Genomic DNA, 18,245 nt, shown 5'->3' on the forward strand with positions numbered 1-18,245 from the left:
CCATGACCAACAAACGATTGAAGGCCGGATGGAACGAGGACTTTCTCGTCAGCCTCATCTCCTGAAAATTAACTCACCCGATTCCCCTGGGTGAGTATAAGCGGATTGTCAAGCCCGTGTTAGCGGCAATTTTGTCCCGGCGACGGCCCTCTCGTCGACAACCGCATGGCGGAAGCGATAAAGCCTAGCCGGTCGACCGCCCGTATCGGCGGTGGTCTCGCCGGTTTGCTCGACCAACTCCTGCTGTTCGATCAGCCGACGGAAGTTCGGCTTGTGGAGGAGCCTGCCCGCCAGGGCCTCCACGGTTTTCTGCAACTGAAGCAGACTGAAGACGGGCGACATCAGTTCGAAGACCACGGGCCGGTACTTAATTTTGGAGCCCAGCCGCGCAATTCCGGTAGCCAGAATCCGGCGGTGATCGGCGATCATCGTTCACCTGCAACCGACGACAGAGTAACTGAAGACTGCCCGCCGGTCCCCTCTCCCACCATAGCTGCTTCGTAGAGCAGCTCATAGCGCTGGAGGGTCAGTTCCTCATTCCATGGCCGATCGTCGAAGCCGAAAGCAACCGCCGCCCGCTGCCGGCGTTCTCGGCGCGTCCCATTGTTCCCCTGCGCTGTCCGCCCCCTTGAGCAGGTGCGTCGCAAAACCTTCGCGAGCACCGATGGAGTTCCTGAGCGGTGGTCCTCCCAGGGGAAATAGTCGTACCACATCTGCCAACGGCGCTTAGCCGACTGTGTTGCCTCCTCTTCTCGAGTGAGCGCGAGATAGCTGATCGAGATCACACGCTGCCCGGTGCCGACCCGGTCGCGATCGGCGAAGGTGTAGAGCTGCTCGATATAGCCCAGCGGCTGCCCTTTCTTCCACCCATGACCTGACTCCCGACTGAAGGGAACGATGGCCGAGTTCGAACGGACCGGAGGGCAGGGCGTTTGCCCGGCCGATTGTGAGAACCCGAGGCTCATGGTCATTCACAGCGACAACGACGGCGATCAGGTCCGCTTTGATGTCGTTCGCGTCGCACACCGGTCTGCGTTTCCTGATTGGCGTTGCGTGGTCGTCCATGTTGGCTGCTGTAAATGAAGCGGTCTACAATCGATTTAAAGAGCGTGAACCACTCAGGCCCGCGCGTCAACAGCGCAGCCTGGCACCACCCCCCGGTTCACCCAATTAGTTTGGCCTACGGCAAACCGACATTACCGAGAAAACGCGGACGGCCACAGCCCAGGGCTCTCGCGCCCGCTTCCTCCTGCGCTGCTGAAGCGTCGTGGCGAGCGGGTCGCTCAACTGCCCAGAAGAGACGTATCGGTGGCTTGGCTGCGGGCCATCCATGGGTCGCGCTGGAAGGCGTCCGTACCGTGGCTTACCCCAACGAGTTTCCGCCAGATCATCGGCTCTCGGCAAATCTCCAAGAAGCGGCTCTCAAATGGAGAAGGGGGACTTGGGAGATGCAGCGGGTTCGAAACGCACGAGGGGTAAGTGTGGGCCGAACCGCCGCGCACAGCACTTCCGGCGTTGCAACCGGCAGAGCGCTGCATGGATATACATGCGGCAAGGTTGGGTCTTGGTGGTGCCCTTCTCCACCGCGGACGACTGCGGAAGGCCCAGCGGGCATGGTTGAGCACAGCAGCCGCGGCTGTATCTGGGGGCGTCAGCGGTGCAGGTTGCGAGGCAACTTACAGACAGGCCGCTTTTGCCGAATGGCTCGGTAGAGGAGGGGTGGCATGACCGGTTCGAGATTTGTGAGGCCAATCGTCGTTCAAATTGGTCGGCCTGGAGCAGAGCGGATCGTCATCGATGTCAATGACGTAGCCACCATCTTGCTGCGGGATTTCAGCCGCAAGACCGAGAAACGGAAAATAGCAACGGACGCCTGTCTGCAAGTGTTGCGGGGTGAGGCTCATCCCTTCGGGCGTGCTATGAGGCACACGTTCGGCGCAAACCTGTAAGCGCTGCGCGCAATGCCTTCCTCGGATTTTCCCAACGGGCAGGCATATTCCTAGACCCAACCTCCGCAATGAAGTGGATCGCTGCCTGCAAATCGGGCGGGGGAAAGGTGCGAGTCTAGGTTCATTCGGCCGCGCCAACCCCTCTTAACAGCCGGATGCCTGCAAGCGCTGTCTGGAGCACGGTGCATGCCTCGCGCCATCCCCCTTCTGACCCAGCCGTGCAGGCGACTGGGGTGGTCGATGCTTGGTTTCTTGGCAAATATCGCAGCCGCGAAGTGAGATCGCAAGTTGCGCGTAACTCAATACGACCCTTCTTCTTCGCTTGGTATGAACCTTGGCTGCCTCACATTATAAGCGCTCAAGGGCGGGGGAAAAAAGGCGTCGGTTGAAGGCGTTTGCGAGCCGGCCCAGTCGGTCGCTCGATTGAAAGCTTCGTTTCGGGGGCAAACTCTGAGGCATTCAATTCGAGCAGATGCCCATCCACTTCCCTATCGGCGGCGGTAAGTCGATGATTTAGACGTAGGTAGTCCGTCCAGGTCGGCGTGCGAAAAGTCTCCGTCCAACGGCACGGTTCTTGAAGATCGCGCTGCAGGGGCCAGTGCTGAGCACCGACGCGGCTTTGCACCCGTCGCCGTTCACGCATCAGCCCCAGGAAGGCCTCGACATTTTTCTCCGGTATCAAGTAGTCGACCTTAACGACGATCGGGCCGCTTCTTGGCTTCAAATCGAGGGCAACTTCCGGCGCGTCGAATCCCCGGCGGTCCTGGTCTGCTTCTCTCCAGGTCGCGGATGGGCAACAGTAACCCGGTTGCAGCGGCCAGCAACAGAGCTCCAGCGGAGCTTTCAAGTGCCCAGCTCAGGGAATAATTCTGAGCAATTGTGCCCCAAAGCCAACTGCCGGCTGCGATGCCGCCCGACGAAAAGGCATAATAGATCGATAAGGTGCGATCTACGACCCACCGCGGGCTCGCCAATTGCATGCTGACGTCAAGTCAAGTCCAAGTGACAACCCAACCCGCGGCGAGTGCGACAGCTGCCACTGCAAGGGAAGGGGTCAGCGCAAGAGAGAGCGAACACGCCGCGCACGCGATGCAAGCGAGCGTAATCAGCCGCTCCTGAGACAGTATTCGCCGCAAGACGTTATTGCAGATACCGGCCGCGAAGGCGCCGGTGCCGAAGCCGGCCGTCAGGATACCATAGGCGATTGGCCGTGCGTTCAATTGATCGCGAGCAACCAGAGGGAGCAACGCTAGTATCGCGATTCCGCGTGCGATTGCTGCCTTGATCTCGGAAGACATCGCCGTAAAGCGCACCCCGTCATGGATGGCCGTCGACATTGACTCGCGCGGGAGAGGTGAGGAGGGGACCTTCCATGTGCACTGCTGTATGGTCCAAAGCAAGGCCATATAGCTCAGCGTCGCCGGGGCGAACGCGGTCAGAGGTCCAAAAGAGGCAACGACGAATCCGCCAAGCGCCGGCCCGATACTGGGAACAGCGTTATATCCCACCGATATTAGCGTAACGGCAGCCGGAACATCGCTCTTGCGCAGAACATCACCAACCGAGGCGTGCCAAGCGGGGTCGGTGAACGCCACGCCGCATCCCGCTAAAAAGCTTAATCCGAGGACAATCCAGGGGTCGACAAGTTCCAGCGCTACGAGGCAAGCCAGCATCGCTGATGCCAGCGCGATCACGCACCAGCCAGCGAACATGACTTTACGGCGGCTGAAATTGTCGGCGATGGCGCCGACAAAGACAGACAGAAAAAACGCGGGCGCGTCGTTGAGGCTTGTACCAGCGACACGTTCAGATCGGACTTTGAGATCGTTGCCATCAGCCAACTAATCGCAACAGTCTGCATCAGCCAGCTGGAAACCTGCGTCGACAGCCAAATCGACCTAAACGTCCGATTCCTGAGCGGCGCAAAGGTTGTTGGCGGAACCACATCCGCATCTGCGCACGCCGGCTTGCTCATCTTCTCCAACCCTTGGACCGTTTGCTGTCCTGGTGACTCGCGTTCCGGCACGCCATTGCCACACCCAGGAACCGGATGAGGTACATTTCCTCCCACACGGCGCAAGATGTATTCGCCCGAACCGCTCTCGTGGTCGAAACGAATGTTTCTTGTGGAGGAATGATGGCGCCGATTTCCCGGCCTTGTAGCGCCCGGCGTTGATGGTCTGGGTGATGCCGATTGTCAACGCGGGCAGTCAAAGAACCGGTAGACCGGTTTGGCCGCCGCCCAGTCGCCGCAGACCGCCGGGAATTGGCCTGCCCGCCGCAACTGACATTTGGTCCAGCAACCGTCGCAGCCGACGGGCCAGACGCTATCGGGCAGGGCTGTCGCAGGAGGCTCTTCCTCCAGCCAAGCGGCTGCTGACCTTCATGTCTCAGATCCGTGATTTGGTCACGGAAGCGGCAGATTGATACCAAGGCCCGGCCGACAATGTGGGCAGTTGCAACGTCACCCAGCGCATGATGCTGCACGGAAAGGAGTCGTGCCATCGGGCTGGGCTCGGCCCTGCCACAGATCAGATCGCGATAACGCCAGAGCCAAGTCTGCGCTACCTTGCGACTGCCTGCCGCAACAGGGCTCTTGGATCTTTAAACCTTATGTCTTGCCTTGCTGCCGTCATCGGTTATCACACGACAGTTTTGTTAACAAATCTGTCACTTTGATTAAATCCCTCCCATCATTGATCTGGATCAACCGAGTCTCTCGTCACGGCTGACATGGGTGCCGCGGACCCGAATTTCGGATTTCAAGGAGAGCATGATGAGAGACTGGAGAAGGCCGCGACGCGCAATCACACTGGGTATTGCGCTTATCTTGACTGCACTGCAGCAGGCCGCGGCTGCGGACCTAGAATCCGTGGGTGCGACCAATCAGGAACCGTACATTGTGATTGAACCTAGCCCTTGGCAAGTTCGGCTGCGTGCGCTGGGGGTGATCACGGACGACAAGGGAAACGTCAACGGAATTCCCGGCTCCGGCCTTTCCTATTCAGATACCGCAATTCCGGAATTGGACCTTTCCTACTACTTCACAGACAACCTCGCCGCCGAACTCGTACTCGGGACCACCTATGCTAACATCTACGGGGAGGGAACGATCAGCGGACTGGACAAGATCGGCAAGACTTGGGTGCTGCCGCCTACCCTCACGCTACAATACCATCTCACCGATTTCGGCGCGTTCAAGCCCTACGTCGGTGCAGGGGTAAACTACACGATCTTTTATAAACAGGATACCGGCAGCGCCGATGCCCTCCAGGTCAAGAACACATTCGGCAGCGCAGTGCAGGTCGGGTTCGACTACACGCTGGATCAGCATTGGGGCATCAATTTCGACGCCAAGAAGCTCTTCCTTGAGCCGAATTTTGACGCGGTGGTCGGCAGCAAGAACGTCACGGGCAAAGCTAAGCTCAATCCTTGGCTGATCGGCACAGGCGTCACCTACCGTTTCTGACAATTCAAATCCAGGGCGGCACCACCTCCAAATGGTGCCGCCAAGCTCGTCGTCGCCTGATGCGCACGGGTCACGGCGCCGGTGTCTGAGATGACCCGACGGGGCCGCCTCGTGCGCGCCTACGCGCAGCGCGTAGACGTCTCTCACCCGCGATCGTCATCGCGATGCCCGCAACTTTCATCCGAGAACCGCTCAAAACGAACTCTCGGCACGGCCGCCCGATTGCGGAGTTCCCGGATGGCGGCATCAATGGAGGTGCAAAAGGATTTTATCAACCTTGTTCATCGACGTATTCTCCTCCTGAGAATGTCTGCTGAATCGAATTCATGGCCAAGCGACCAACGATTGCCGATCTTGCCCGCGAAGCCGAAGTCAGCGTCGCAACCGTTGACCGGGTTCTGAACGCCCGCCATCCGGTCCGCAAGCAGACTGCGCTGCGGGTCTACGAGGCGGCCAATGCTATTGGCTATCACGCGGTCGGCCTTGTCGAGCGGCGCGAGCAGTCGGATCCGCCGCGCTATCAGCTTGGCTTTATCCTCGGAGAACCGGCGCAGTATTTTTACCAGGACTTCGCGCGCGAAGTCGAAGCGGCAGTCAATGCGGCACAGGCGTTCCACGGCACTTCGCTTATCGAATTCGCCCCGTCGAATGTGCCGGGCGATCTGATCGCACTCCTCCGGGAGCTTGGGAGCCGCTGCCACGCGGTCGCCATGGTGGCGCCGGACCATCCGGCGATCACGGCAGCCGTCGAAGAACTGAAAGCAAAAGGCATCCCAGTTTTTTCGCTGCTTTCCGATTTCGCCGCCGGCGTACGCGAGGGCTATCTCGGCCTAAACAACCGCAAGGTCGGGAGGACAGCAGCCTGGATGTTTTCCAAAGCCGCAAAACGGCCGGGCAAGGTAGCGGTCTTTGCGGTCAGTGAGCGTTACCAGGCCCACGAGCTTCAGGAAATCGGCTTTCGATCCTATTTTCGCGAGAGCGCGCCGACATTCGAGGTGTTTGACATTCCTATGAACGTCGCCACGCGACGGATCACATACGAGGCAACACTGGATGTGATCCAGCGGGAACCCGAACTCGTCGGCTTTTACGTGGCCGGCGGCCGCATGGAGGGTGCTGTTTCGGCGCTCAGGAAACAGAGCGAAGACCGGGATATGGTCGCCATCGTCAATGAGATCACGCCGGAGTCACGCGCCGCGCTGGCGGATGGCATTATAACGATGGCGGTCGCCACGCCACTGCGCCGGCTTTGTCACGAACTGATAACGCTGATGGCTCGGACCATCGAAACCGGCTGCGCGACCACGCCGGGAGAGACATTTCTGCCGTTCGACATCTATCTCCCGGAAAATATATGAAGATAATAAGATTAGATTCCATTCGGGCATTGCCGGTCGTGGTGTGGAAAGGACCCGTCACCCAGCCAAATCTTGAGGCCGAGTTCCGCGTAACTTTCTTTGCGCCCAACCATCAGGCCCGAACCGACTGTGGGCGAACGGCTCTGGGGGCCGGCCGAAGTTGATCCTCATGTCTGTGTCCGCCGCCAACAAAACATTTCCGAAGCCGGGGTAAGATTCGTCGGCGACGTCTCTGTCCGCACGATCCTTCCCGCGGGTGGGGCGACTCCTAGCCGGTGCATCTGGTTTCAAGCATGCGATCGGTCTTGCGAGAACCTTCCAGCACAGCCCATTTTTATGCAGCCGCAGCCCCGACAATTGAGAATCCAGAGGCGGACGGATCGCCTCCCAAACGAAGCATAATTCAAGCGTTCCAGCCTGATCACCATATCGTCGCGGCCAAAACGCTCGGCGGCAAGCTCCAGCCGTCGGCACCCAGGGGCTACCCTCTCAACGAATCGACATCGCTGCCGTTTACCATTGGCACCACGGTCGCCAGTAGCAGCCGGAACGTTCTGGTCGAGGAAGACGGCGGCTCGCTGCTTTGCCAGCTATGTGAGTTACACTCCCACTCGGATAACGGCTATCGCCCCTGTTGCCCGGTTTGGTCGTTTCAGCAGCAGGAAGAGGGGGCCTTTGATCGCGGTTCTGCGTACGCTGGCGCTTAGCGACTGCGATCTACCCAGCTTTCCCCTGGTGCAATTCTCTTGTATTTCAAAAACCGCTACGCATTTTGGGGCGACATTAGTGCAGCCGGCGAACGATCCGGTCAATAACAGTAATGGAGGATAGCTTGGACGAGCAGGATCCGAAGGAAGAACTGATCGAGACTATGTTTCGCAATGGCACTATCACCGTCGTCGGCATCCTACTTGCGTTTTCTTTGGGCTTCGTCACGCACTGGGCGGCGAACCCGGTGCCGTGGCGGCTGTATGATCTTTTGGCCGTCGTACCGATCCTGGGCGGCATCGCGCTGCAGATGCGGGCGCTATCCATACTGCTCGACATGGGCTCGCTACGCCGGAAGGTTTTCGACCGCGCTAACCGCATCTTCATGTTCGGCCTCATCCTCACCGCATGCGGGGTCGGACTGGCAATCCTGCTCGATGTGTTCGAAATGTCTGTAACAAGCACACTGCCGGGACGCTAAAAGGTTAAGCCTTTGATAGCGCCAGATCGGATCCCTACGCCGTCCAAAGTATTTGTTAATGCGATTCTGGCGGGAACCTGGTATTCTTCGGCTGGTTCGAATGGCGGCAGTCTCCCGTGCTGCCGGTCAGGTCCCCCAAGACCTGGCCGGGCTCCGTTCCCTGCGTCGTAACATTAGCCTGGGTCACCCCTTTAATCCCTTGGGACGCTCGCCGCTAACGTGAAATGGGGCGGCGGGTTATAGGGCGATATTGAGGACCTGCTTTGTCAGTTGCCCGAACTCGCGCAGCATCGTGGCCACGATCGCCAGGAGCGGCTCGACCAGCGTCATGACGACCGTATCTGTGCCAATCAGCTCGCGCACGCGACCGCCGAAGGCAGTTCGCGACGGCATGCCAAGCTTGATGCCGGCCTCCCGCAGAATCGACCTGACCACGTTCTCGATCGTCCGCATTTCATTGAGGACCGTCCGCCGGCGGCGCCGGGCAAAGACCGACAAGATCGACGGCGAGGCGCTGGTCCAGGCGTTGCTGGCCTACAAGCGAGGCGTGCCGCGGGTGTGTGCGATGCTCCGAGTGCCTGCGCCCGAAGAAGAGGACCGTCGCCGCACCACGCGTGAGCGCAAGGCCTTGACCAACGAAGCGATTGCTTATGGATCCCCTTACCCAGCTGTGCTCCGAGCCACCGAGCCTTGGGTCGCGCCTCTGTCCATCATGAGATCGGCCGCTACCGCCTGCCTGTCCTTCCATTCCGCGACTCGCGCGAAGCACCTCAACAGTCCGTCTCGCGTCAACGACGCCGACCGTCTATGCGCCACGCACGGAAGCGCAGTGCCGATCAGCGGTGGCCGTCGATCTACCATGCGAGCGTCCTTCGTGCGCGAGCGGCCTATGTTGCGAACTCGACAAACCGGCCAGGCGCGGAATTCATGTTCCACTCAACCGCTTTACGCCTGCCGCATTTTCGACCCCGGATGGTGCTGCTGATCAAGCGGCGATCACCAACGCTCGGATTGACTTGAGTGTCAAAAATGCTTTCAAGCACCAATACCGCTCATCGCCGAGCCAGAAAAAAGTCAGGACTGGTCCCCGACGTATTCCGGGTTGTGACCTAACCCTCGCCTGGTTCAGCAATCCATTGCAGGCGCTCCGTGTTGCATTCAATGATTCCGTCGCCGCGTTTGATAGCGCCGGCCCCCTCTAACGCTAATATCGCACGATTTACTTTCGGTCGGCTTGCGCCCAAAATCCCTGCTATATCCGACTGAGTCAGGGACAGTTTGAGGTCCGCCCTTGCCGGCAATTCAGTGCCGTGGATCTGCCTCAGGGTAACGAGGAGAAAACGGGCCGCCCGGGAATTCAGGTGATAGAGAGCGATGTTTTCCAACTGCTCGGTGATACACCGCAGTCGCCAGCAAAGATAACGAATCGTGGCTCTGGCTGCCCCCGGCGAAAGTTTGATAAGATCCATAAAAGGCCTCTTAGCGATGACGAAACCTTCGGAGGCGACCTGCGCGGTAGCATCGGCTGATCGAGGCTGATCGTCCAACATAGCCATCTCGCCGAACAGTTCCCCGGCTTCGAGTTGACGCAGGACGAGTTCACGCCCTTGTGGAGTGATCAGTGATACCTTGATCCGTCCAGAGATTACCGCGACCATGTAATTGCCCTCATCGCCTCGCTGGAAAATGACCGTGTCTGGTAGCCATCGGCGAAATCTTGAGATACCCGCTAACCCTGCGATGGTCTTGTCATCAAAATCCCGAAAAATGGGAAAGGAACGCCAGAAGCCAGTGCTTTCATCGAACTCGGCCATATAGTTTCCTCCTGGATAGATCAGTCCTACCGATCCGGACGCGGTTGGGGTGATCACGTCTATTGAGCGTCTCTGGCGTTGGGCGCCAAAAAGCGCCACTCGCGCCTGGGTCCGGCATCATCGATATTGCGAGGCCCCGCTTCGATGCGCCGCCTCTGGTTCAGCCGCTTTAAGGCCGATCTGACCCGTGGGCTGCGAACTCGAGTTAGGATTAGACCGGCTCTGCGGACCGGCGGGTTGCGCTGACAGCGCAGATCTGCAGGTCTCGTGCCGCCTGCCGCTGCCGGCCCCTTTGGGGGAGGGGGAGGATGCGATGTGTCATTGGCATGAACCTGCAAAGTGTTTACGGGGAGCTCGTCTTCAGACAGGCTGGCCAACTGCGTCATGCCGGCCGCATTGATATGAGCCGCAGGAGCCTGCCAGGCTTCGGCATCGGCTTGCGGCAAATGGAAGTGGTAATCACGGCAACATGGAACTGCTGGCAGGTTTTCGGGTGGCCTTCTTTAGCTTCGGTTGAATTCGCCAACCCGGGTCAAGGCACGGCGCTGTTCGTAGCCCATTTCCTAACTTATTAAAAATAGATTGTTTCAATGCATCCTATCCATGCGGTGGATACGTGAACAATCCCGGGCCGCCATGCTCCTCCTCACCTTCAGCTCTGCTGCAGGAAAAGTAGTCGCCGGCTTTGTGCTGTCGTCAGCTATCCGATAGCTCCGCTGGGATACTGAACACGTAGCCGATGCCGCGTTTGGTTTTTATCAACTGTGGAGCACTCGCGTCTCTTTCGAGCTTCCGACGCAACCGCAAGATCTGAACATCGATGCTGCGGTCTGAAATCTCGCCGTGGATGCGAGTGGCCCGTTGCAGGTACTCTCGCGATAACGGCCGTTCTGCCGCCTCGAGGAAAGCAAACAGCAGCGCATACTCGCCTTGGGTTAGGGGTACCAATGCGCCAGACGGATCACGCAACTGTCGCGTTTTCAAGCGTAGCTCCCACCCGCCGAAAAGCCATCTCCCTGTTTGCGACCTTCTATGAGCTTCCACAGGGTCGGCAAAACGGCACTTGGCCAGAGAGTTAAGGCGCACCAAAAGCTCACGCAGCTTACTCAGACACTCGTCGGCGCCGAATTCAAGCCCAACCAGTTTTCCGTTCTCACCCCGACGGTTTTCAATGACGATAACGGAGACGTCCCCGAGGTTGCCGAGATCTTGCAAGAGTCCAGGGGCATCCTGGCCAAAGCCCAAACTGGCAATCACGACGTCGGACCTCAGTCCCTGGGAGATCTTCCACGCGTTCGCATGCGCGCCCGACGCTGTGGTCGACGAATTGCTGCGCAGCGCATAGTCTTCAATGCTCAGAATGAGGGCGAGAACATTGTCGGCTACAAGGACTCTCCCGATTTTACGGGCCTCGCTCATATATCGCCTCCATCCGCAACCCACCTTGTCTGTTTTTCAACAAAACACCGCTGCTTGGTTTGGCACCCTTGAGTGCTGCAGCAGGCTCGGATTGCACGGCCAGGGAATTGCTGCTGTAACCGAAGGAACTCCACCCCGGTCACGGCAGCTCGCCGCGGCGCATTGGGCCGCGGACGAGAAGCCGCGAGCGCCGACCGCGCTTGGACCGGACGAAACGGAGGGCGCTCACATTGAAAACGTCCTTCAAACAGTTCCTTTCTCTCGTTGCTGACGAAAACGAAAACCGCTATCGCTTACGTGCGCCAGGCCCACTACGTGCTGCTCAAGGCGGTCAATGACGGCGAGGCAATCAGGCGCGAGAACAGGCGCTCTTGGTTGTAGAGGGCCCCTGGCTTCCCCACGTCAGCGACTATGATGCTAGCAGCTCACATTGCCTTCCACGGTCCGCCACGCCAGCAGGGCGGGTTGCTGAAAGACAAAGGTGAGAGGATTGAGCAATTCGAAGCACAGGGCCCCGCCTAGCAAGCGCAGCAGGGTGGATTTGCTGCATCCGACGGGCCGATAACGCACAAGATCTCGCCATGTGGGACGCTAGTCGAGACGTCGCTCCGAACCTTAGCAGCAGTTCCATCTTCTCTCTCGCCCGTCCGGTCGGCGTGCATTCGTGAACCTGGACGGATTAGATCGTCTCGACGTAGGAAGCGTCGAAGAGCATCTCTGGCGTGATCGTCTTGCTCACCATCTTCTTCGCCTTGAGCCACTCAAGCTGATCTGTCGCCGAATCGAGTGCAAGCGCACAGCCCTTCTTCATTCGCATGGCGTTGCTGAGGAAAATTTCCTTCGCCGCGGGGGACGGACGCTCGCTACACACGTATTTGTGGATGATGTGGGCCACCTCGTCCACTTCCTCCAGTGTAGCGGTCTTGTCGACGATGGCGGCGTTGTAGTCGTCGACTGCCGTCGAATGGGCGCGGATAAACGCTGCGGTCTGCTCCCGCTCATTGGTGGCATTCTTGGTTGAGGTGAACACCGTGGTCACCTGGTAATTGGGCGCATAGTCGGACACCAGGCCAATCTGGACGGCATTGCCCCCGGCGAGCAACTTATCGGCGATGCTGCCCTGGATGGCCCAAGCGTCAATCTGGCCGGTCTCGAGCGCACTGATGATTGCGCCGACCTTCTGGAGCCGGCGCAACGAAATTTCCGACATCGGAATGCCGTTCGCCTCTGCGATTTTGTGGCACATGTAGTGAAAGGAAGATCCTGCTTTGGTGACGCCAAACGTCGTGCCGCTCAGTGCCATCGGCGTGACAAGGCCGGCCCGGTAGGCTTTTTCTGATGCCAGAATCACGGCGCCGACGAGACCCTTCTCCTCAGACAGAGCGCCGCCGATCACCTTGATTGCGTCCGTCTGGGCGAGGCTCACGAGTCCGACGCTCATGGCCGCGACGGAATAATCGACGTCGCCCGAGGCAATCGCCATGGCCATCGGCTGAGCGGCTTCGAAGAACTCTAGCTCGACGTCCAGCCCTTCGTCCTTATAGTAGCCTCGTTCGCAGGCGATGTAACTGGGCGCATGGCTGGCGAGACGCATTACGCCAAGCTTCACCTTCGTCCCAGCAAAGGCCGGCCGGCCAAGGAAGGTCAGGGCCCCTGCCGTGCCGAGACCGACAATGGCCTCGCGGCGGTTTATCGCAAGCTTTGTCATGTTCCACTTCCTTTCAAGGGCGCGATTTTATGGGTGGCTACTGGGCTGGCGTATCAAGCCGCCGCTCATCCTCGGCAGAGACAGCAAGACCGGAGGACGTGCACCAAGGTGTTGCGCCGCCTCGCTCAACGGCCGCTTGGTTCATCTGGTGCTGTGCTGTGTGCGGTGTGATGTTCCGGCCGGACAATTGGTTCCAAACGTTATCCATCGCCGTTGGATGCAGGCACGCAGATCGCCGCAGCTTGCGGCGAATTTCTCGATTGCTCACGTTACAGGGTCAACCTTACGATCGGCTGACCAGCAGTGATGGTGATTGTCCATGGACGCAGACCGGCGGGACTTTGTAAAGCAGTCCCTCCGCTGAAGTCACGTCGACCTTGCAGCTCATGAGAGACGTTCGGCAACTTCTCCATTCAATGCCGTTGGCGGCGCCGCCTTCTGGTAGAATTGTTTAGACGTCAGCGAGCGGCTGGGGATTACCTTATCCATTCGGTCCGGCCGGCAAGAGACAACCGACCACCCCATCGAAACTCCATCGTCCGTCGGTTACCACTTTTCCACGCTGTGGTCTCGACCTGGCTCGCATAGATCGGGGCGGGCAAGCTCGATATCCGCGTGATGTGGCAATTGGCGCTGAACTGGCGCGGGTATCAATTTTCGCGCCGCATCGAATGCAATGGGTCAGGGCAAGGACCGGTAGAAGTCTGGGCCTTCCATCGTCACCATCATATTTAGCCGGGAAGCGATCCCTGCCTTGCCGTGAATTGACTTCCGTACTGATCCAGGAGCCCTTTGCGCTGTGAATCCGATTGACGGCATTGCGGCGGTTCCTCTTCGTATGCCCGCAGGCCATGCCGACGGCGTCCTCGAATGTATTGGGTCTGACCGAAGACCGGCTTCGCCTCCATCGTCTTCCCGCAACGTCCGCCGCTGGCTTTTTTCCGCCGCCGGCCAAGGAGGCCGGCTTTGTACGTCAAGACCGTGGAATTCCTCCCCGCCGAGCGCGACGACGAAAAGGGTCCGGACTACCGCATCTTCGCCGGCGCCACCGAATTCGGTGCGGCATGGAAGAAGGTGTCCCGCGAGGGCCGAGACTACCACTCGGTCAAACTCGACGATCCGAGTTTCCCAGCTCCGATCTCCGCCAGCCTGGTCGAGACTGAAACCCAGGGCGAGTACTCGGCTCATCTGGTCCCGCCGCACCGCCGAGTGAGATCAGCTCAAATGAAAGAAGCCCCGGCGCGTCACGCCGGGGCTTCATCATGCTCAGTCCGCCACCGCCTGGACAATAGGCATTGGCGGTAGCAGGCTAGGCCTTGGCGGCAACTTTGCGCGTTTTCTTGACCGGCGACTTTGCTGCCGCTGCCGTTACAGTCCCTGCGGCCGCGCGCGGCGTCCGTTTCGAATTCTCCACCTTGGCTGCTTCTGGTGCCGCCGGCTTGCGGCCGAGCCCGGCTGCCTTGGCCAGCGCAGAGCGGGCGGCGGCGTAGGTCGGCGCCACCATCGGATAATCGGCAGGAAGGTTCCACTTCTGCCGGTATTCTGCGGGGGTCATACTATAATGTGTGCTGAGATGCCGCCTCAGCGATTTGAACTTGTTTCCGTCTTCCAGGCAGATGATGTAGTCGGGGGTCACCGACTTCTTGATCGAAACGGCTGGCTCCAGTTTCACCACAGGCTCGGCTGCAGGTGTGCCGACATTTTGCAAAGCAAAATGGATATCGCCGATCAGCTTCGGCAATTCCGTGACAGGCACTGGATTGTTCGACACATAAGCGGAGACGATGTCGGCAGCAATCGACATAAGATCGGTGTTGCCCTGCTGTTCATCGGATACGGTCATGGAGTTTCCTTCTTGATCATCAGTCACGTCAGCATGCTATTTGTGCAGTTTGTACAATAGATCAAGCGAATAATGGATTGTTCGCACAGGCGTGCATGTTTGGTCGGCAAACCGACGATGCCGACGTCAAGGATTTCGCCGAACGCTGCGCGAATGATCGACACCATTTTCGCTTCATCATCTCGCCCCAAGACGCGGTCGACATGTCCGATCTCAAGACCTTCACTCGCGACCTGATGGCGCAGGCCGTAAAGGACCTTGGCACCAACCTAGATTGGCTGGCCGCCGATCATTGGAACACCGACAATCCCCACATTCACATCATCCTGCGCGGCAGAGTTGAGGACGGTCAGGATCTCGTCATCTCGCGCGACTACATCAAAAACGGGATGCGCGGTCGTGCGCAGGACCTGATCACTCAGGAACTTGGCCCAAGGAACGATCGTGAAATTCGTCATGCACTCCATCAACAAATTGAGGCTGAACATTGGACGGTACGCGACCGCCAGCTTGTTCGTGAAATGGAAAGGCTTGGCGCTGTCGACGTCGCGCCCATCGCGGGCCGAAAGCCTGATGAGTATCTCGCGGTGAACGTCGGCCGCTTGCGGAAGTTGGAAAGGCTCGGCCTCGCCGCCCCGATCGGTGCCGGCCAGTGGACAATGGTCGCCGAGGCCGAAGCCACCCTGCGAGCGCTTGGCGAGCGAGGCGACATCATCAAGCGTATGCATCGCACCCTGGCCGAGCATGGGCTCGGTAGATACGCTACCGACCAAGTCGTCCTGGGCGAGGCGAGCGAGGTGCCGATCATTGGCAGGCACATGGAACGAGGCCTCCATGACGAATTGCGCGCATCTGCTTACGCCATTGTCGACGGAATCGATGGCCGCACTCATTACCTGTGCTTTCAAAATCTCGATGCCGCTGGAGATTCCGCACCAGCTTCCATCGTCGAGCTTCGGCGCTGTGAAGATGAAAAAGGCCGCAGCCGCGTCGCGCTTGCTGTCCGTTCTGATCTCCCGATCGAGGACCAGGTCCATGCTGACGGCGCGACTTGGCTCGACCGACAACTGGTCGCGCATGGGCCAAATAACCTGGGTGAGGGCGGATTTGCACAGCAGGTTAAACAGGCGCTGGAGAACCGCACTCAGCACCTTGTCGAGCAAGGTTTAGCGCGGCGTGAGGCCGACCGTGTCATCGTTGCGCGCAACCTAATTGCAGCGCTTCGCGTTCGCGAGATTGATGCACTCGGTGAGCAACTGTCCGCCGGGACAGGTCTGCCCTTCACGAAGGCTACCGAGGGCGGCCAAATAGCCGGTATCTACCGGCAGCGCTTCTCTCTTGCCTCAGGCCGGTTCGCGATGATCGACGATGGGCTCGGCTTCAAGCTCGTGCCTTGGTCACCCGCACTCGACAAGCACCTCGGCGGTCACCTCGCTGGCGTCATGCGGCCCGAGGGTGGTGTGGATTGGACTCTCGGTAGAAAACGAGGGTTGGGGCTTTGAGGGGGGCAGCTAAGCCGCTGGCGAACGCGCTCTGCTGCACGAGCGGTAAAGCGCCAACCATCGACGCGTTCTCCGAAGGGGTGGGTTGCTGCCTTGAGACAAGAACAGCGATGGCTGACGATTTGATGAACTGGCATGCGCTCGTTGAGAAAAGTGCGCACAAAGGAACATCGCGCCAATTCGCTGCACACCCGCGCATGGGGCATCGTTCAGCCGGCTTATCCCGGAGAGCAAGACTCTCACGGCGGCAACTTCACCAGGCGAGGGGAACCCTGTCTTTGGCTAGCCAACGACGTGTGCGTTCGAGTTGGGAGAAGAATTCTGTCCCTCCGTTCGTGAAGAACGTCTTGCAATCAGGTTGGGCTAGTCCGCGACACAGTGGTGTTCGGTCGAGCGCTTTTCATTTTGAAAAACGGTTCCTGTGCAGTTGGCACCACGACAGCGTCTAACTCCTCGCACCACACGCGCGGCCGGTCCGTTTGTTTGTCCCATCGAGATCACGTGAAGAAGGAAAGTAATCAACATGTCAAAATATGCATCAGACAGGTCATGCGCGGGCAAACGCAGCGTTGGCTTAGTCCCCAATAGTCTGCGATCTCGATATTTCGCAGAGACGCCAGCCTGGTTCGAGCAGCTCACAAAGCCGGCCTCCACTCTCCGCGCCTTGCTCTTGACAGCCGCCCTGATGCTCGTCGACCCGGCGCTTGCCGCCGACGGCGCCAAGGTGACGGATTTCTTGCTCGACAACGGCATGGAAGTGGTCGTCATTCCGGAGCATCGCGTGCCCGTCGTCACCCATATGGTCTGGTACAAGACCGGCAGCGCCGACGAGCCGCCCGGAAAATCCGGCATCGCCCATTTCTTCGAGCATCTGATGTTCAAGGCCACGACCAACCATGCGACAGGCGAGTTAGGCAACGCCGTCTCCGACATAGGCGGCTCCAACAACGCCTTCACCTCCTACGACTTCACCGCCTTCTACGAGACGGTGGCGCCGTCGGCGCTCGAGCTGATGATGAGCTTCGAGGCCGACCGCATGCGCAATCTCATTCTCACCGATGATGTCATCAAGACCGAGCGCGATGTGATCCTGGAGGAGCGCCGCTCGCGCATCGACAACAGCCCGCAGGCCGTGCTCGACGAAGAGGTCTCTGCAACGCTGTGGCAGAACCAGCCCTATCGCATTCCGATCATCGGCTGGATGCAGGAGATGCAGCAGCTGAACCGCACCGACGCCGTCGCCTTCTATAACAAATACTACCGGCCCAACAACGCGGTGCTGATCGTGGCCGGCGACGTCAAACCGGAAACGGTGAAGGCGCTGGCCGAGAAGACCTACGGCAAGGTGGCCCGCGGGCAGGATCTGCCGCCGCGGGTGCGCCCGGTCGAGCCGGAGCAGAACACCGAGCGCACCGTGACGCTCTCCGACGCCCGCGTCAGCGTGCCGAGTTTTTCGACCCAATGGGTCGTGCCCTCCTATCACACCGCCAAGCCCGGCGAGGCCGAAGCCCTCGACCTGCTGGCCGAGATCCTCGGCGGCGGCAACCGCAGCCGGCTTTACCAAGCGCTTGTCGTGAAGCAGGGCATCGCTTCCAGCGCCGGCGCGGACTTCCAGGGCACCATGCTCGATGACACCAACTTCACCGTCCATGCTGTGCCGCGCGGTGACGCCAAGCTGGCCGACGTTGAAGCCGCGGTCGATGCGGAGGTGGCGCGCATCGCCAGCGACGGCGTAACCCCCGATGAGCTCGAAAAAGCCAAGGACCGCTATGTCAGGTCCCTGATCCTTGCCCGCGATAACCCGGATGGGATGGCCCAAATCTATGGCTCGATCTTGGCCACCGGCGACAACGTCGAGGACGTGCAGCAATTGCCGGACCGCATCCGCAAGGTCACGGCCGAGGAGGTCAAGGCCGTTGCCGGGCGCTATCTGGTGCTCGCCCGGTCGACGACCGGCTATCTGATGCCGCAACCCAAGACGGAGAATTGATGTG

Annotated in this window: 12 protein-coding genes and 6 pseudogenes; 10 read left to right on the top strand and 8 right to left on the bottom strand. The window is 59.5% G+C overall.

The features are described from left to right. Positions 1-108: 108 nt before the first annotated feature. Positions 109-1,065: pseudogene (locus ACWGTO_RS29945) on the bottom strand (NUDIX hydrolase). A 659-nt stretch (positions 1,066-1,724) separates the two neighbouring features. Here ACWGTO_RS29945 and ACWGTO_RS29950 point away from each other — a divergent pair. Further along, entirely contained in the window at positions 1,725-1,949 is a 225-nt protein-coding gene (locus tag ACWGTO_RS29950) for a DUF982 domain-containing protein (protein ID WP_454578391.1), read from the top strand. Continuing rightward, positions 1,946-2,068 (top strand): annotated as a pseudogene (locus ACWGTO_RS29955) (DUF982 domain-containing protein); the annotation flags it as partial. The gene ACWGTO_RS29950 and the pseudogene ACWGTO_RS29955, both read left to right, overlap by 4 nt. 239 nt (positions 2,069-2,307) lie before the next feature. Here the strand turns inward: ACWGTO_RS29955 and ACWGTO_RS29960 are convergent. Both ACWGTO_RS29960 and ACWGTO_RS29965 read right to left on the bottom strand, forming a co-directional pair. Continuing rightward, a complete protein-coding gene (locus tag ACWGTO_RS29960; RefSeq protein ID WP_454578392.1) occupies positions 2,308-2,673 on the bottom strand; it encodes an MFS transporter in 366 nt (121 codons plus the stop codon). Then, positions 2,642-3,924: pseudogene (locus ACWGTO_RS29965) on the bottom strand (MFS transporter). The gene ACWGTO_RS29960 and the pseudogene ACWGTO_RS29965 overlap by 32 nt, the downstream one beginning before the upstream one ends. Before the next feature lie 801 nt (positions 3,925-4,725). Between ACWGTO_RS29965 and ACWGTO_RS29970 the strand changes: the two are divergent. The 3 genes from ACWGTO_RS29970 to ACWGTO_RS29980 all read left to right on the top strand — a co-directional run bounded on the left by ACWGTO_RS29970 (position 4,726) and on the right by ACWGTO_RS29980 (position 7,965). Next, entirely contained in the window at positions 4,726-5,418 is a 693-nt protein-coding gene (locus ACWGTO_RS29970; RefSeq protein WP_454578393.1) for an OmpW/AlkL family protein, read from the top strand. Between the two features lie 326 nt (positions 5,419-5,744). Continuing rightward, positions 5,745-6,776 (top strand): LacI family DNA-binding transcriptional regulator, encoded by a 1,032-nt coding sequence (locus ACWGTO_RS29975; RefSeq protein ID WP_454578394.1) that lies wholly within the window; start codon positions 5,745-5,747, stop codon positions 6,774-6,776. An 832-nt stretch (positions 6,777-7,608) separates the two neighbouring features. Then, a complete protein-coding gene (locus ACWGTO_RS29980; protein ID WP_454578395.1) occupies positions 7,609-7,965 on the top strand; it encodes a hypothetical protein in 357 nt (118 codons plus the stop codon). Positions 7,966-8,211: 246 nt separating this feature from the next. On the opposite strand, the pseudogene ACWGTO_RS29985 reads toward ACWGTO_RS29980, so the two are convergent. Then, positions 8,212-8,439: pseudogene (locus ACWGTO_RS29985) on the bottom strand (IS110 family transposase); the annotation flags it as partial. Between ACWGTO_RS29985 and ACWGTO_RS29990 the strand changes: the two are divergent. After that, positions 8,420-8,617 (top strand): annotated as a pseudogene (locus tag ACWGTO_RS29990) (IS110 family transposase); the annotation flags it as partial. The pseudogenes ACWGTO_RS29985 and ACWGTO_RS29990 overlap by 20 nt on opposite strands. Before the next feature lie 457 nt (positions 8,618-9,074). Here ACWGTO_RS29990 and ACWGTO_RS29995 read toward each other — a convergent pair. Beyond that, positions 9,075-9,779, bottom strand: a complete 705-nt coding sequence (locus ACWGTO_RS29995) for a Crp/Fnr family transcriptional regulator (RefSeq protein WP_454578396.1) — start codon at positions 9,777-9,779, stop codon at positions 9,075-9,077. Between the two features lie 326 nt (positions 9,780-10,105). On the opposite strand from ACWGTO_RS29995, the gene ACWGTO_RS30000 reads away from it, so the two are divergent. Then, on the top strand, positions 10,106-10,354 hold the full coding sequence (locus tag ACWGTO_RS30000) for a hypothetical protein (RefSeq protein WP_454578397.1): 249 nt from the start codon (positions 10,106-10,108) through the stop codon (positions 10,352-10,354). A gap of 121 nt (positions 10,355-10,475) precedes the next feature. Here ACWGTO_RS30000 and ACWGTO_RS30005 read toward each other — a convergent pair whose 3' ends face one another. Continuing rightward, positions 10,476-11,198: a winged helix-turn-helix domain-containing protein gene (locus ACWGTO_RS30005; protein WP_454578398.1), complete on the bottom strand. Its 723-nt coding sequence runs from the start codon at positions 11,196-11,198 to the stop codon at positions 10,476-10,478. 679 nt (positions 11,199-11,877) lie between these two features. Then, positions 11,878-12,906 (bottom strand): ABC transporter substrate-binding protein, encoded by a 1,029-nt coding sequence (locus tag ACWGTO_RS30010; RefSeq protein WP_454578399.1) that lies wholly within the window; start codon positions 12,904-12,906, stop codon positions 11,878-11,880. A 966-nt stretch (positions 12,907-13,872) separates the two neighbouring features. Here ACWGTO_RS30010 and ACWGTO_RS30015 point away from each other — a divergent pair. Beyond that, positions 13,873-14,119 (top strand): annotated as a pseudogene (locus ACWGTO_RS30015) (DUF736 domain-containing protein); the annotation flags it as partial. 96 nt (positions 14,120-14,215) lie between these two features. On the opposite strand, the gene ACWGTO_RS30020 reads toward ACWGTO_RS30015, so the two are convergent. Continuing rightward, positions 14,216-14,749: a MucR family transcriptional regulator gene (locus ACWGTO_RS30020; RefSeq protein WP_454578400.1), complete on the bottom strand. Its 534-nt coding sequence runs from the start codon at positions 14,747-14,749 to the stop codon at positions 14,216-14,218. Between the two features lie 95 nt (positions 14,750-14,844). Between ACWGTO_RS30020 and ACWGTO_RS30025 the strand changes: the two genes are divergently transcribed. Next, on the top strand, positions 14,845-16,251 hold the full coding sequence (locus ACWGTO_RS30025; protein ID WP_454578404.1) for a relaxase/mobilization nuclease domain-containing protein: 1,407 nt from the start codon (positions 14,845-14,847) through the stop codon (positions 16,249-16,251). A 685-nt stretch (positions 16,252-16,936) separates the two neighbouring features. Then, positions 16,937-18,241: a M16 family metallopeptidase gene (locus tag ACWGTO_RS30030; RefSeq protein WP_454578401.1), complete on the top strand. Its 1,305-nt coding sequence runs from the start codon at positions 16,937-16,939 to the stop codon at positions 18,239-18,241. Positions 18,242-18,245 lie beyond the last annotated feature (4 nt).

Source organism: Mesorhizobium sp. PL10 (assembly GCF_053714315.1).